This is a genomic window from Streptomyces sp. ISL-87, from assembly GCF_018614095.1.
GTDB lineage: Bacteria > Actinomycetota > Actinomycetes > Streptomycetales > Streptomycetaceae > Streptomyces.
The window spans coordinates 21,704-36,396 of the sequence record NZ_JAGGOY010000054.1 but is presented as its reverse complement, the minus strand read 5'-3'; the positions used below and the strand labels follow the sequence as shown (position 1 = coordinate 36,396).

Below are 14,693 nucleotides of genomic sequence, written 5' to 3'. Positions count from 1 at the left end.
TAACGCGGAGCAGCACTAGGGAGGGGATCGTATGAACACGATGCGCAAGGTTGCCGCTGTTGCGTTGGGCGGCGCGACGCTGCTCGCACTGGGAGTCTCGCCTGCTCAGGCCGAAGGCTCGCGGACCACCTACATGGCCGGCTGGGAGCGGGGGCACGAGTCGAGCCGCTGGTACGACAGCACCAATGGCACGGTTGAAACCACCGTGAGCCTGTCCAACTGCTACACCGACAGCTCCTTCAACTCGGCGACGCTGAGCCTCTACCAGGACATCAGCTGGAACCCGGACAAGAACATGGGCAACAGGACCAACTACTGCGGTACGTCGTACTGGGGCCGTCCCCCTGCGGGCTCGTACTACTTCAAGCTGGCCGACTTCAGCGGCGGGTCACGCTTCACCTCGGACCCGGTCTACATCACCTGGTAGTCGATTCCGTCCGGGCCCCGGTGGAACGGTCGCCGGGTCCCGGGCGTCCCAGAGCCAGACCACACCAGCGCTGCGCACAGCCCTTGCGGCAGATTGAGCACAAGCACATGACACTGCGTTTGACCGGGATCGGTTTCCGCTACACGCGGAGCACCGCCGTCTTCGACGGGTTTGACCTGTCGCTCTCCAGTCCTGCCACCGTCCTCCTTGGGCCCAACGGGGCTGGCAAATCAACCTTGATGGGTCTCGCGGCCACGCACCTTCAGGCCGAGACTGGGACCGTCTCCTGGAGAGACAGGGTCCCGGGCAGCCGCCGCGACAGAGTCGCCTACGTAGGCGCGGTGGCCTGGCTGCCTCAGGAGATCGTGGCCATTCCCGGGCTGAGGGTCCGCGAGCAGGTCGCTTACATGGGCTGGCTCAAAGGGATGTCGAGGACAGCTGCCTGGGAGGCCTCTCGGGATGCGCTCGAGCGTGTGAAGCTGACCGATCTCGCGGGCCGACGCAGTCACCAGCTCTCCGGGGGCCAGAAGCGGCGCATGGGACTGGCCGGAGCACTCACGCACAAGAGCGAGCTCATCCTCATGGACGAACCCACCGCTGGCCTCGATCCGACACAACGCAAGATCTTCCGGAACCTGCTGGACACGCTTCGAGACGACGTGCACATCGTCGTCTCCACCCATCAGACCGAAGACCTTGCCGACTCCTACTCCGAGGTAGTCGTGCTCGATCAGGGCGCAGTGCGGTTCCAGGGGAGCACCCAGGAGTTCCACTCCCTCGCCGGCACGGACACGGACGGCCCGCGTGAGCGCGCCGAGGCCGCGTACGCCAAACTCGTCCGGGGAGAGGTGTAAGGGATGCTGCTGCGAACCCTGCTGCGCTCTTCAGCAGCCGTCTATGTGATCCCCCTCCTCATCCTGTTCATCATGACCGCCATCGGCCGGGATCTGACCGCCTGGACCACGGCCGGCTACTGGCCCTCCGCCACGGGAAGTTCTCTCCACTCCCTCCCCTTCATCAGCACCATCTCCGCGGGACTGGCTGCCTGGGAAGGCGCGCGACTGACCCAGGGCAAGGTCTTCGGGCAGACAGCTGCCCGCAGCCCTCTTGCGATCACGACGCCAGTCCTGGCACCCGTGGTCCTCGGTGGTCTCCTCACCTCTCTGATCGCCCTGCTTCTCTCGGCCAACGCCGCCGGGGTCGGGGCGGGCCTGCCGGACCTTGCGATGCTGCTCACCGTTGCCCTCATGATCACGATGAACACCCTGCTCGGATTCTGCGCAGGTATGCGGTGGCGCGCGGTCATCTCCGTTCCCGTCGCCCTTGTCGGAGCCTTCTTCCTGAACGCGTACCCGGTGTCCTGGAGCATCGTCTGGCTCCGGCACCTGATCGGCGGAGGCATGGCGGACTGCTGCGCAGTGGACCAGGTACTGGACACACGAGCCCTGTGGCCGGTCGCACTCTTCGCCGGAGGCCTCATCCTCGCCTGCCTCATCGGCATCACCTACCGCACGTCATCTCGCACCATCGCTGCGATGACAGGCTCCGTGATCATTGGCGTCGGCCTGGCCGTAGCCACAGCCATCCCAATTCCGGTGACTCCCGTAGCCGACAGGCCCACCGGGGAGCTGGTCTGTGAAAAGGCGTCCGACACCACGGTGTGCCTGTGGCCCGAAGTGAGCAGCACGGACAAGATCCGACCCTCGGTGGCTGCAGTCCGGCAGAAGCTCGCCGACGCCGGGATCGAGACCTCCGACCGATTCACCATGGCGGCAACTCCAAAGCAGGGCGAAGCGAAACTGGGGATCGGTACCAAGCCCCGAGGCGCGGACGTGGTCGCCGGTGTTGCCCTCAGTCTGATGCCTGCCCTGCCGGCCTGCGCACAGAACGGGCCCTACCCGGCTGCACCGGCCCAACCGCCGACCGCTGCCTGGCTCCTCCTTACCGCGGGGATGCCCGCGGAAGCCCTGTCGGGCCGCTTCGATCCCGCTACCGTCGAACTCGCCAACCGCATCCGGACCCTGCCCCGCGAGGAGCAGAACGCCTGGTACCAGTTCAACAACCAGGCCATGCAAGGGTGCTCCACCACACCCCAGATCGTTCCCGCAGGGCTCTCCCGATGAACTGGTGGTTGAAAGTCCGTGCCGCTCAGAGCCTCGCCGGAGCCACCGCCCTCACCGTCGTCCTGGGCATCTTGCTGGGCGATACCGAGCTGCCCATTCCGATCCTGACAGGGCAGGCCGGGGTATTCCTCGCAGGCCACCTCCTTACCGTCCTGCCAGCCGTCGTCCTCATGTACGGCCAGGAACGCACAGACCACCGCATCGAGGTCACAGCAGCCCGGCCGATCAACCAGTGGAACGCCTGCCTCGGCGTTGCTACCGCCCTCGCGGTAACCACAGCAACCGGCCTTGTCCATCTGACACTCGGATCAGACATGGCAGTTGTCTGCGGCCGAAACATCGGCGGCTACATCGGCATAGCCATGATTCTCTCCTCAGTCACCGGCCCCCGCATTTCAGCCTTTCTCACGACTGCGCTGCCACTCGTCCTGGCGCACACGGGATGGAAACCCTCCGGGGAGCCAGAAATCTGGGCGTGGCTGCTTCATGAGGAAGATTCCGTAATTGCGATGGTCGCCACAATGTTCGTCCTGGTGGCGGGATGCGCCAGTCTCGCCTTGCGCAGAACCCCGATGCGGCTGAAGGCTTTCCGGTAGGGGCGCACGTGTGGGCCTGTGTATTTCCACAGGCCCACACGTGTCTGCTCTCACCAGTAGATAGTCACCGTTTTGACCTTCAATGCCTCGCCGTCAGCGAGGCTGTCCAGCTTGAAGTAGTACGACCCTGCCGCCACGTCGCCCCACGCCGAACTGCCACAGTAATTCGTCCTGCCGCCGTAGTTGCGATCCGGAGCGCTACTGATGTCGCGCCACAGCGACAACGAAGCCCAGCGGAACTGGGCATCGGTCTCACAGGTGTTGAAGCTGACCGTGGTGCTCGCGTAGTCGCTGCTGTTGTCCCACCAGCGGCTCGACTCCTTTCCCGGCCGCCACCACTCGATGTAGCTGGTGCGAGAGTTCTCGGCCTGAGCCGGTAACGCTCCCACCCCCACCAAAAGTGCACCTCCGGCGATGGAGGCTGCTATCTTCCTTTTCATGGAACTTCCCCTTCCGGCGATATCGACGCACACCCCATGAAGGCGCACGCAAAGAGCCTGGGGCAATAAACAGCCCTAGCTGTTCGAATACTAGTTGGATAATTAAGGTAATCAAAGGGGATTCGATTGACTCGTACGTGATCTGATGGGGCCGGCGATTAAACGCATCAGAATTGGCCAGCTCGGCTAAGGATTAGGGCAATCGACGCGGGGTGCACCGGCGGCGATCTCTCGACTTGATGTCAGAGGTCTCCCAGCGAGCCGAGGGGCAGGCGTGGAGGGGTAAAGCTACTTCACGTCTACGGCCCGTCTCGCCCGGCGCGAAAGACGTCGGCATGGACGTGGGCCCACACCGGGCTACCGGCGCACCGGGACGACGGCCGAGGTCGCCCGCTGCCCTCCCGCACGGCCATGACCGCCCAGACGGCGCCCTCGGCACCGCCAGTGGTGTCCAGCATGACCAGGCCGCTCCATGATGTGCCGCGCGTCGGGTCCCCTCCATCTCCCTCCCAGCGATCTGTTTCGGGCCATCCTCAACTTTCTGCGACACGTTGACCGTCTGGATACTCGGCCGCGAGAAGCCTGGTTCCCGCTGTTCCGCTCCCAGGTCGTAGGCGTTCACATCGATGAAAAGCGGGCCCACTCCCTGCCCTCCACTTACGTGCCTGTCGCGGGGAGGAGCGGTGGATTCTTCCGTTTTGCTCTCGGTGGCTGGCATTGGATATATGCACGCGCATCGCGTCCGGACGTACGTACGATCACGGCGTTTTGCATCTACGGGACTGTACTGACGGGCTCCCGGCATGCCTGGGGGCCGTCGCTAGGGAGGGGATCGTATGAACACGATGCGCAAGGTTGCCGCTGGTTGCGTTGGGCGGTGCGACGCTGCTCGCACTGGGCGTGGCGCCTGCTCAGGCGGAGGGCTCGAGGACCAGCTACATCGGGGGGTGGGAGCGGGGGCACGAGTCGAATCGCTGGTATGACGGCAACGCTGACAGCACCTCCAGCATCGTGAGCCTGTCCACCTGCTATACCGACAGCTCCTTCAACTCGGCAACGCTGAACCTCTACCAGGACATCAGCTGGAACCCGGACCGGAATGTCGGCAGCAGGGTGAACTACTGCGGCCTTTCCTCCTGGGGCCGGGTGAGCGCGGGCTCGTACTACTTCAAGCTGTCCGACTTCAGCGGCGGGTCACGCTTCACCGCGGAAAACGTCTACATCGCCTGGTAGTCGACTCCGCCCGGGGCCCGGCGGAACGCTCGCCGGGCCCCGGGCGTCCCAGAGCCGTCGGCGACGCACGTCCGTGGCGGGTTGGCACGAGATCATCCGCAGAGTCGGAAGTCTGCCCCCACCCTTCCATGCAGCCAAGCCCTTCCAACAAACTCATTCTGAAATGATCAGTAAGCGCGCGCTGCTCGGCAGACCAAGATTCCGCCAAGGCAGGTGACGCGGAACGCGCCTTCCGACCGAATGGTTTCGTCCACCCGTTCTCGGGCGCGCTCGATCGTCTCCTTGAACGGGACGCCCATTTGGTCGGCCCACGCCTCGTACGAGGCCAGGTGGGCAACCACGGGCGCGGCGTCAGTCACTTCGATCACTCCCGGGAGGGGGATCGTCCGGACATCGTCGAAGACAGTGCCCAGGATGGCGTGGGCGTCTTCCAGGGTGAAGCGGGCGGAAAGCTGTACCCGCGCCGGGCCCTCCGGGATGCCGAGGACGTCGCCGGCGGCTCGTCGCCAGAGGTCCTCCATTTCCCGCTTGTCGGTCCTGCTGTTGGTGGACGCGATAGCGATGCCATCGCTGGCCAGGATGCGGCCGAGCTCTTGGGCTGCTCGGGCCTGGTCTTCGACGTGGTAGAGCATGTGCATGGCGAGGACCGCTTCCAAAGCCCCGTCCGCGATCGGGAGCTGCTGGACGTCCGCGGCCACGGCTCCCTCGATGCCTGCCAGGATGCCGGGGGAGACGTCCATGGGGAGCACGGTCAGGTCCGGCCGGTCGGCGCGGACCCGCTGCACGAACTTCCCGTTGCCACAGCCCACGTCCGCTACTGCCCCGCGTATGCCGGCGAGCTCGCCCACGACGATGCCGGGGAGGTCGTGTCGCGGGGTCTGCCATTGGTAGAGGGACTGGCGGGCTGCGAGGTGCTGGCCGGTGCCGTACGCCTGGGTGGAGAGCAGGCGTCGGTCGGTCACGGAAGGGTCGTTCGTGGGCTGGGTGGTCATCGCGGCTCCGTGGGTGTGCTGACGAGAGCGGGCCGGGCGGTTACCTCGTGGATGTGCTCCCGAAGATCGACCACCGGCCGTGAGTCACGGTACGGCCCGCTGCCGATGAGCGTGTCCAGATTGCGAAGCCTGATGGTGATGCTCGCGGTGTACTGATCCGCGCCGAGATCCGCGGCGAGTTCCGTACCAGCTCCTTCCAGCTCGCCGCTTGCCAGGTACGCGGTGGCCAGGTCCAGATGCGCGGCGTGCAGGTCTCCGGAGGACCGGTCGCCTTCCGGCCCGGCCTGATACAGCTCCACCGCGCGGTTGGACGCGGCTATCGCCCGCTGGACTTGGTCGCCGCCGACGGCCAGCAGCGTGGTGCCCGTGTAGGCCCATTGTTTCGCCTCTGGGAAGGCGAAGACGCCAGGAAGTTCGTCTCGTTCCGCGCTGTTGCGGGCCTCGTGGGCCAGTGCGAGGGAGCGCAACGCGCTGCGGCCGTCTCCGCCGGCTGCGAGGGCGCGGGCCTCCAGACTCAGCAGTCGTGCCGTGATCGTTCCGGAGCCCGGCCCCCGGCCGTCCTCGCATCCGGCCCGTGCGAGATCCGCGGCCCGCCGGTACTCGCCCGTCCAGTACGCGGCCAGCGACTGGAACGAGCGGGCCCAGGCTCGCAGCCTCGGATGCTCCGCGATCTCCGCACACTGCACCACGGTCCGCGCATGCGTGGCGGCGGCGGGCTGGTGACCGAGGTCGACCCCCTGGCACCCGCACCGCGGCTTCGAGACCGTCACGTACATCATCGATGGCACTTTCATCCACCGGGATTCGCACGGCGGTGGCGGGGTCATCACCAACGGCGACACTCAGTGGATGACGGCGGGCTCGGGCCTCCTGCACATCGAGACCCCGCCGGAGGACCTGGTCATCTCCGGCGGCCTCTTCCACGGGCTCCAGCTGTGGGTGAACCTGCCCGCCAAGGACAAGATGATCGCGCCGAAGTACCAGGACATCCGCGGCGGCACCGTGAAGCTGCTTGCTTCCGAGGACGGCGGCGCCCTGCTCCGTCTGATCGCGGGTGACATCGCGGGCCACGCCGGTCCTGGCGCCACGCACACGCCGATCACGATGATCCACGCGACGGTGAACCCGGGCGCCGAGATCACGCTGCCCTGGCGGCCCGACTTCAACGCCCTCGCCTACGGCCTCGCGGGCAGTGGCGCGGCCGGTGCCGAACGCCGCCCGTTCAAGATGGGCCAGTCGGTCGTCTTCGGCGACGGAGACTCGCTGACGATCCGCGCGGACGCGTCGCAGGACTCGCGCAGCGAGAACTTCGAGGTGGTCCTGCTCGGCGGCCTGCCGATCCGCGAGCCGATGGCGCACTACGGCCCGTTCGTCATGAACAGCAAGCACGAACTCCAGCAGGCCTTCGACGACTTCCAGGCGGGACGGCTGGGCGTCATCCCGACCGAGCGGACGGGCCTGGGCCACCGCGGTGCCGGCCCGGCGGATGACTGACCGGAGGGGTTGGGGCGCAGGCACCCCGGCCGGGGCATAGGACGGCGGCGCAGAGCTGCGCAGTGAGTCAACGCGCGCAACGGTGCCCTGTCAGCCCCTATGCGCAGCCCGGCTTCACAGGTCAGCGCAGGGGCAAGGCCGGCGCCGGTTTCCCCCACGCGATGGCTGTGGGAAGGAGGCCCGCCTTCCGGCTTGTCGCGACTGCTGCGGCTCCCCAGAACGCTGGGGGCTTCCTTGTACGTTCCGCGTGTCCGAGTGCACGGTAGCGTCCCCAGTGAGACCCATCACGGAAGGGACGGTCACCGGATGCCGTACAGCACTGCCGCCGCCGACGAGCGTGAACAGCGCGGGCTGATCCTCGACTTCGCCGGAGTGCTCACTGCCAACCCCCTCGCGGTTCACCGTGCCTGGTGCGTATCCGAAGGGCTGGCCCCGGAGGCGTGGCGCAACACCCTCAACGATCACCCGGAAGGGCGGCGTCTGTATGCCGCCCTAGAGGTCGGGGAGATAGGGCAGGCGGAGTGGAACGAGGGCACTGCCTCCCTCCTGGGGGCGCATGTGGACCCGGTGAACCTGATGGGCAGGGCCTGGGCAGGGGTGCCTGCGGCTCGTCGGATGGCTGCCCTTGCCCGTGCGGCACGGGAGGCTGGTCATCGGGTCGCCCTGCTGTCTAACAGCTTCGGCCTGGACCCGTTCAACCCGTACGAGCACGTCGGAATCTGGGACCTGTTCGATGTGCACGTCGTCTCCGAGCTGGTCGGCATGGCCAAGCCTGATCCGGCGATCTACCGGCTGACCGTGGACCGCATCGGCCTGCCCGCCGAGCGGTGCGTGTTCGTGGACGATCACGCGGTGAACCTTCCGCCGGCCTCCGAGCTGGGAATCACCACCGTCCACGCTATGGATGAGGACCAGGCTGTGGCGGAGCTTGAGGCCCTCCTGGGAGTCAGTGCGGTCCTCGCCGCGTGACCGCAACTTCCGGCTGATCAAGGGCTGTCGGCCCCACCGCTCTTGCCAGTACCGTCCGTGTGAGGCCAATCACACGGAGGTGCTGGGGCATGCAGTGGTCGGAGTACACCACCTTTGAGCGGTTGAAGTCGCTGCGCGGCGGGATGACGCAGGAGCAGTTAGCGGAAGCCGCTGCCGTGTCCGTAGGCGTGGTCCGCAAGCTGGAACGCGGCGGTACGGCGTCGCTGCCGTCGCTGCTCTCCATCGCCGATGCCCTCGGTACGGACATCGCCGTACTCCTCGGCCAGCAGGCGCCCCGCAGGTCCATGGACCGCGACGAGCGGGCGGCACTGCGGATGGTGTCCGCGGCCACGCATGATGCCGCCATCGGCATCCCCGCCGACGTCGAGCCGGGCTCCGTCGAGGAGCTGCGCTCAGTCGTCCGCCGCGCGGATGCCGCCTACTGGGCGGGCCGGTACACAGAACTCGGCACGCTCCTGGGCCAGTTGCTCCCTGAGGCGCGGGCTCGGTTCGACGCCGCCGACCCGGCCGAGCGAGAGGCAGCCGGCGGCGTCCTGATCGACACCTTCCAGACGGCGGGCATGGCCGCCAACGTGCTGGGCTCCCGCGATCTGGCGTACGCGGCGCTGACGTACGGCCGCCAGATCGCCGTGCAGGCCGGGGACGATCTCCGTGACGCCCACCTGGCCGCCACCACGGCATGGGTCAACCTGCGCGACGGCCGCACCACTCAAGGGTTCGCCCTTGCCGCGGCGCAGGCCGACCGGATTGAGCCCAAGATGAGCGAGCACGACCCCGACCGGCTGAGCGTCTACGGGCAGCTCGTCACGAATGCCGCCGTGGCCGCGTCCCGGGGCGGTGCGGGCGCGGACAGCGCCCGCGAGTACCTCTCCCAGGCGCACGCCGTGGCTGCCCGTATCGGGGAGGAGCACGCCCGCGGTGCCCACGCCCAGCCGTACGGGCCGATGTACGCCGCCACCCAGGCCATGAGTATCGCCGTGGCCCTCGGTGACACCTCCGGAGCCCTGCGCCTCATGGACACCGTCCGCCTGGACGACTCCGTGCCGCTGGCCACCCGTGCCCGGTACGGCCTGGACGTCGCCCTCACCCACGTGGAATGCCGGCGCTGGGAGGCTGCAGCCGACACCCTCGAAGCCGTCTGCACGATGGCTCCCGGGTGGGTGCGCCACCAGATGCTCCCCGGCGTCATCATCGGCCGGCTCGCCGGAGTTTCCGTCGGCCGCCTGCGCGGACTCGCCAACGCTGCCGGGGTTCCTCTCGGGGTGCGCTGACCCCAGGCCGCGCTACCACGCCCCGTAGCAGTCGACCGGCCGCCACCTGCTCGACTGCTACGGGGCGTTGCACAAGCCCGGCCGCCTGGCCCTGCGCTGCCACGCCCCGTGGCACCGAATCCCGGCACGGACTGTCGCCGCTGCCACGGGCCGTGTCTGGGCCCGCGTGCCGGTGCGCAGCAGCCTTGGGGGCATGCCGACCAACCCGCCCAGCGGCCTCGGGCACGTACCCGTCGCCGTCTACGCCTGCGCCTCCACCGCCGCCGCCGTCCGAGACGGCGAGAAACGCGGCCGCCACTACGCCGACGCCCGGCACTGGCACGTTGCTGGGGCGTGGTCCGATCCCGACCCGGCGGTGCCACTCGCAGAGCGCTCCGGCTGGCAGGCCATAACGTCCGCCCTGTCCACCGGAATGATCCGGGGCATCATCGTCGGCTCCCTCTCCCACGTCGCTGCCGATGCCGCCCAGTTCGCCGGCCTTGGCGTCCTGATCCGAGACCGGGGCGGGTTCCTCGTGCACGCCGCAGGCGGCCTGCCCCGCCGCACCCCCGGCCAGCAACAGCGGCGCCGTGACATCGCCGACGCGTCCTCGGGGTGGTCCCCATGGGGCGACACGCCACAGGCAGACAGTCCGTGAACGCCGGGCACCCCTGGGTCGGGGACCTGGTGGAAGACGACCAAGGGCGGCGGGCGATCGTCACCGACGTCAAAGAAGCCGGAACTGTGTGGGTGCTGCGGCCCATGGCGGGAGGTTTCACCGCCCAGTGGCAGACGACTCACCCCGACCGCCTCGAAGTGATCCGCCGCCGCGGCGAGCACGACGCCCCCTGAACGCCCCGTCATGCCCACGCACCACGACCGGAAGGCGAAGCCCCCGTGTACGCGTTCGGCCTGTGCATCGACCAGAAGTACCTCACCCCCGGCCTGGCCACCATCACCGGCCTGGCCGACAGCCTCACCCCGGCTGCCCGCCGCAACGCAGCGGTACGGGTACTCACCCTCGACCTTCACCCCGCGCAGGCGCTCCTCCTGGCCGACCTTGCCAAGCGCGTCGGCTTCGGCTCCTTCGACCTGCGCCACCGCCCCCCGCTGCGTGCCTCCCGCATGGCCGATGCCTCCTACATCACCATCACCACCTACCTGCGTTTCGAGTTCACGCCCGGCTTCGTCCGCCGGCCCTACCTGATCTATGTGGACGCCGACGTACTCGTACGCGGAGACCTCACCGAACCGCTCGGCCTCCTTCAGCCGGGCGAGACGGGCGCCGTGCGCGACGAGTTCAATCCCGCAGTGGGGCAGTGCCCAGCACTGCCCGGCGCCGCCGACCGTTGGCCCCACCTCCACGGCCGCCCCTACTTCAACGCGGGCATGCTCTGGACCCACACCAGCCACATGCCCCACATCCGGCGGGGTGTCGAGAGAGCTCTGATCCGCGGTCGGCGCCACATCCTCCACAACGACCAGGACGCCCTGAACCTGTGGCTCCTGCACTCCGGCCGGGTACGGCCGGTGGCGGGCGGCTACAACCGGTTCGAGGTCGGCCGGTTCCTCGAACGCGGGAACTGGGTGCGCCGCGTCGTAGCCCGGCCGCTGCGACCCGACCCGGCCGCCGCCGTCGTGCACTTCGTCGGCCCCGAGAAGCCGTGGCAGACCACCTGCCCTGTCACGGACGACGTTGCCGAGTACCGGGTGCACCTGGCCCGCACCATGCGGCACGTTCGCCGCCTGGGCGCCGTCGGCACGGAACCGGCGGGTGTGCGGTGACCGGGCAGGTTCCGGCGGCGGTCTCGCGGGCGTGCGCCATCCTGCTCGGGGTCCCGGCCCGCACCGCGCAACGCCTGGCCGCCGGCACGCGGACTGCCGTGTACCGGACCGGTCTGGCCGATGGGCGGAGCGTCGTGGTCAAGCTGTACGCCGCCACGGCACACCGCAACGCGATCACGGAAGGTTCGGCGTTCCGCGCCGTGGCCAACCGGGTCCCGGTGCCTGCCGTCCTCGGGTGCGGCACGCTGCCCGGGCACGGATCGACGGCCCTGATCACTGCCGATCTGGGCCCGATCACCCTCGGTAGTGCCGTCCGCTCCGGTCAGGTCCGCGACGACAGAGCCCTTCGAGACCTGGGCGGCCTGCTGGGCTCCCTGCACCGGACACCGGTCCACGTGTCGACGCCGCGCCGCCCGTTCTACGAGCAGGTCTCCTCCCTCGGCCGGCGGTGCCCGCCCGGCACCCTGGACCGGATCGCCCCCACCCTGGCAGCCATCGCCGACGCCTCCCGCACGGCACCCGTGTGGTGCCACGGCGACGTGCACCTCGACAACGTCGTGATCTCCGGACCCCGCGCCGTCCGCCACCTGGTCGACTTCACCGACGCCGCCGTCGGACCCCGTGAGTCCGACGTCGCCCAGACCCTCGTCATGACCGATGCCATCGCCTCCGTCCGAGCCAGCACGGTCACCGATGCCTACCCCCTGGCGCTCGACCCCCGTCTGCTGTCCACGTGGGCCGTCTTCCATACCGTGCGCTGCTGGGCGCACTCCTCCCCTGGCGACGACCGCGCTCTGTGGACCGGCCGCTTGAACGAACTCGCCCGCCGCACCCCCCACCTCTTCCACACACCCCGACCGCAAAGGACCCGCTGATGGCCACCCCGGCCCTGTCGGTAGTGATCCCGGCCTACAACGAGGCCCTCTACCTGCCCCGGTACCTGCCGTCCGTCCTCGCCTCCCTCAACCGGTGGGAGGAGGCCACGGGCCAAACGGGGGAGGTGATCGTGGTGGACAACGCCAGCACCGACGCCACCGCTGACATGGCCGCCTCCTACGGCGTCCGCGTCGTCACCGAGGAGGTCCGCAACATCGGCCGCGTCCGGAACACCGGAGCGGCTGCCGCCCGCAGCGGCCGGCTGTTCTTCATCGACGCCGACGTGGCGCTGCCCCTGGAGGCGGTCACCGCGGCTGCGGCCACCATGGACGCGGGGGCCGTCGGCGGAGCCATCCCCCCGCTCTACACCCCCGAACGGCTCGGCGCCCGACTGCTGTGCGCCTACTGGGACCACTACCGCGCCCGACGTGGCGGCGCGCAAGGCGTCAACCAGTTCTGCACCGCCGACGCCTTCCACCACATCTGCGGATACCGCGAAGACCTGTTCATGAGCGAGGACGTGGAGTTCTTCGCCCGTCTGTCCGCCCACGGGCAGGCCACCGACCGCCCCGTGACGATCCTGGACGAGCTGCGCGTACGGCCCTCCACCCGCCGCTACGACCAGTGGTCGAGCCTGCGGATGCTGTGGTGGCAGAACCCGTCACCGCTCGCCTGCGACTCGGCTCTCCCCGCATGTGGCGCCACTGGTACGAGAGCACCGTGCGATGACGAAGGAGACCACCGTGAGAACGCTCCTGCCCCTGCCGGACGCGACCGGCATCTACACGTTCCCCGACGACCTCGACCGAGCCCACCAGGCGTGGACCGATGGGCTCGCCCGCCGGCACCGTGCTCACGACCACCGCGTGCTGGAGGTGACTGCCCCGCACAGCGGCCAGGCGTACTACATCGAGACCCGCACCCCCGCCGGCCGCCCGGTCCTGGTCATCGAACCGCATCACGACGACTTCGCTCTGTCCGCCTCCGGCACGTTCCTCGCCCGGCCCCGCCCGCTCACCGTCGTGACCGTCTTCACCCGGTCCGGGAGCGTCCACCCCGCCCTGGAGGCCACGTACACCAGCGTGGACGCGGTGTCGGACCTACGGGGCCGCGAAGGCGCCGCCGCACTTGCCTCTTTCGCTGCCCGCCGCCGGCTCCTCGTCCACAAGGATGCCGAGCCGCCATACGGGCCCTACAGCTCTGAGATGCTCGACCAGGTCACCGAGGAGCTGCGCGAGATCGCCGCCGCCCACCCCGACGCCGAACTCCTCGCCCCGGCCGCCGTCACCCGCCACCCCGACCACCTCCTCATCCACGCCGCCGCCGTCCGGCTCGGGTGCCGCTGGTTCTGGGAAGACCTCGCGTTCTGGTCCACGTACGCGCTCGCCGGATGCGACCGCCACCTCTTCCGTGCCCGCACCGGGCCAACGATGAAGCCCGAGCTGGTCGACGTCACCAGCACCGTCCTGGACAAGGTCACCGTCCTGCGGATGCACGGCTCACAGATGCACCCCGCCCGGAAGATGTACCGGCCGATCCGGCACGCCTTCACCACCGCTGCCGACCTCCTCGACGGGAACGGAACCTACGCCGAGCGCTTCTACCGGACGGAGCCGAAGTGCTGATCATCGCCCTGGAAGGGCCCTCCTACGCCGGCAAGTCCACCGCCATACGCCACCTGCGCCGTACCGCCCTCGGCGCCCACGCGTTCGTCTCCGACTGCTACGTCAAGCACATCGCCCACCGCGACGACATCCCGCCGGCCCGCACCGGCTCCGCCCCTGCCCAACTGGCCGCCTTCGAGAGCTTCATGGAGATCGAGGCCGCCAGGGTCACGGCGGCTGCCGACAGCGGCCGGCCGCTCGTCATCCTGGACCGGTCCGTCGACACCCTCCTCGCCCATGCCCACGCCCTGGACGCTCTGTTCGGGTACGGAGTCCACCACCAGCTCCGCGACCGGCTGCACACTCTTCCGTTCATGCGGCCCGACCACACCCTCTACCTCGACGTTCCCGCTGAAGTCCTCCACCTGCGCCGCAAGACCGCCGGCCACACCGCTGCCGAGTCCGACTACTTCCTCCACGAACCCGGCTTCCTGGACCACGCCCGCGACTACTTCGTAGGCACGGCCCGCCCGCCCGTGTCGCGCGAGGTCACCGTCATGGCGGCCGACACCAGCCCGGACGACGTCGCGCAGGCAGCGGAAGCCCTCGTCACCTTCTGGGCGAGGTGACCGCGATGCCCACCGCCCTGTTCGCCTGGCGCCGCACCCCGCCCCCGTTCCTCATCGGCGGCGCGGAAGTCACCCAGCAACTCCTCGCCGAAGAACTCGCCGCCGCCGGATGGCACGTCACCTACCTCGGCTCCCACGAAGCCCCCTGGGACGGCACCATGCAGCGCGCTGACATGCGCGCCTACCTGGACGCCCACCGCGCCCCGTGCGAGGACGCACGCGGGGCCTTGCGATACCAGTGGAACGGAGTGGAC

Annotated in this window: 16 protein-coding genes and 2 pseudogenes; 15 read left to right on the top strand and 3 right to left on the bottom strand. The window is 68.9% G+C overall.

All coding sequences use genetic code 11. The features are described 5' to 3' along the window. The first annotated feature begins 31 nt into the window (after nt 1-31). The 4 genes from J7I97_RS20380 to J7I97_RS20365 all read left to right on the top strand — a co-directional run bounded on the left by J7I97_RS20380 (nt 32) and on the right by J7I97_RS20365 (nt 3,146). Nucleotides 32-427, top strand: coding sequence for a hypothetical protein (locus tag J7I97_RS20380; protein WP_214936910.1), 396 nt, complete (start codon nt 32-34; stop codon nt 425-427). Nucleotides 428-546: 119 nt separating this feature from the next. Beyond that, entirely contained in the window at nt 547-1,281 is a 735-nt protein-coding gene (locus J7I97_RS20375) for an ATP-binding cassette domain-containing protein (protein ID WP_251059008.1), read from the top strand. A gap of 3 nt (nt 1,282-1,284) precedes the next feature. Next, nucleotides 1,285-2,550: a hypothetical protein gene (locus tag J7I97_RS20370; protein WP_214936906.1), complete on the top strand. Its 1,266-nt coding sequence runs from the start codon at nt 1,285-1,287 to the stop codon at nt 2,548-2,550. Continuing rightward, a complete protein-coding gene (locus J7I97_RS20365; protein WP_214936904.1) occupies nt 2,547-3,146 on the top strand; it encodes a hypothetical protein in 600 nt (199 codons plus the stop codon). Before J7I97_RS20370 ends, J7I97_RS20365 begins: the two co-directional genes overlap by 4 nt. Nucleotides 3,147-3,196: 50 nt before the next feature. Here J7I97_RS20365 and J7I97_RS20360 read toward each other — a convergent pair whose 3' ends face one another. Continuing rightward, nucleotides 3,197-3,586, bottom strand: a complete 390-nt coding sequence (locus J7I97_RS20360) for a hypothetical protein (RefSeq protein ID WP_214936902.1) — start codon at nt 3,584-3,586, stop codon at nt 3,197-3,199. Nucleotides 3,587-4,597: 1,011 nt separating this feature from the next. Between J7I97_RS20360 and J7I97_RS20355 the strand changes: the two genes are divergently transcribed. Beyond that, on the top strand, nt 4,598-4,819 hold the full coding sequence (locus tag J7I97_RS20355) for a hypothetical protein (RefSeq protein ID WP_214936900.1): 222 nt from the start codon (nt 4,598-4,600) through the stop codon (nt 4,817-4,819). 167 nt (nt 4,820-4,986) lie between these two features. Here the strand turns inward: J7I97_RS20355 and J7I97_RS20350 are convergent, their stop codons facing one another. Both J7I97_RS20350 and J7I97_RS38650 read right to left on the bottom strand, forming a co-directional pair. Then, nucleotides 4,987-5,811 carry a class I SAM-dependent methyltransferase gene (locus tag J7I97_RS20350; protein ID WP_214936898.1) on the bottom strand — a complete coding sequence of 275 codons (825 nt, stop codon included), beginning with the start codon at nt 5,809-5,811 and terminating at the stop codon, nt 4,987-4,989. Continuing rightward, the gene (locus tag J7I97_RS38650; protein WP_251059007.1) at nt 5,808-6,590 is read right to left on the bottom strand and encodes a hypothetical protein; all 783 of its coding nucleotides are present in this window, start codon (nt 6,588-6,590) and stop codon (nt 5,808-5,810) included. The genes J7I97_RS20350 and J7I97_RS38650 overlap by 4 nt, the downstream gene beginning before the upstream one ends. Here J7I97_RS38650 and J7I97_RS20340 point away from each other — a divergent pair. From J7I97_RS20340 to J7I97_RS20295, 10 genes and pseudogenes are all read left to right on the top strand, one after another. After that, nucleotides 6,535-7,305, top strand: a pseudogene (locus tag J7I97_RS20340) (pirin family protein); the annotation flags it as partial. The gene J7I97_RS38650 and the pseudogene J7I97_RS20340 sit on opposite strands and share 56 nt — an antisense overlap. 306 nt (nt 7,306-7,611) lie before the next feature. Continuing rightward, complete coding sequence (locus J7I97_RS20335; RefSeq protein WP_214936896.1) at nt 7,612-8,274, top strand: HAD-IA family hydrolase; 663 nt, start codon at nt 7,612-7,614, stop codon at nt 8,272-8,274. Nucleotides 8,275-8,363: 89 nt separating this feature from the next. Then, on the top strand, nt 8,364-9,566 hold the full coding sequence (locus tag J7I97_RS20330; protein WP_214936894.1) for a helix-turn-helix domain-containing protein: 1,203 nt from the start codon (nt 8,364-8,366) through the stop codon (nt 9,564-9,566). A gap of 193 nt (nt 9,567-9,759) precedes the next feature. Then, nucleotides 9,760-10,203: a hypothetical protein gene (locus tag J7I97_RS20325; RefSeq protein ID WP_214936892.1), complete on the top strand. Its 444-nt coding sequence runs from the start codon at nt 9,760-9,762 to the stop codon at nt 10,201-10,203. Next, entirely contained in the window at nt 10,200-10,397 is a 198-nt protein-coding gene (locus J7I97_RS20320; protein ID WP_214936890.1) for a hypothetical protein, read from the top strand. Before J7I97_RS20325 ends, J7I97_RS20320 begins: the two co-directional genes overlap by 4 nt. Before the next feature lie 45 nt (nt 10,398-10,442). Continuing rightward, the gene (locus tag J7I97_RS20315) at nt 10,443-11,330 is read left to right on the top strand and encodes a glycosyltransferase (RefSeq protein WP_214936888.1); all 888 of its coding nucleotides are present in this window, start codon (nt 10,443-10,445) and stop codon (nt 11,328-11,330) included. Next, nucleotides 11,327-12,205 carry an aminoglycoside phosphotransferase family protein gene (locus J7I97_RS20310; RefSeq protein WP_214936886.1) on the top strand — a complete coding sequence of 293 codons (879 nt, stop codon included), beginning with the start codon at nt 11,327-11,329 and terminating at the stop codon, nt 12,203-12,205. Before J7I97_RS20315 ends, J7I97_RS20310 begins: the two co-directional genes overlap by 4 nt. Next, nucleotides 12,205-12,513: pseudogene (locus J7I97_RS38645) on the top strand (glycosyltransferase family 2 protein); the annotation flags it as partial. The gene J7I97_RS20310 and the pseudogene J7I97_RS38645, both read left to right, overlap by 1 nt. A gap of 418 nt (nt 12,514-12,931) precedes the next feature. Beyond that, nucleotides 12,932-13,831: a PIG-L family deacetylase gene (locus tag J7I97_RS20300; protein WP_214936884.1), complete on the top strand. Its 900-nt coding sequence runs from the start codon at nt 12,932-12,934 to the stop codon at nt 13,829-13,831. Continuing rightward, nucleotides 13,825-14,439 (top strand): hypothetical protein, encoded by a 615-nt coding sequence (locus tag J7I97_RS20295; RefSeq protein ID WP_214936882.1) that lies wholly within the window; start codon nt 13,825-13,827, stop codon nt 14,437-14,439. The genes J7I97_RS20300 and J7I97_RS20295 overlap by 7 nt, the downstream gene beginning before the upstream one ends. Nucleotides 14,440-14,693: the final 254 nt, after the last annotated feature.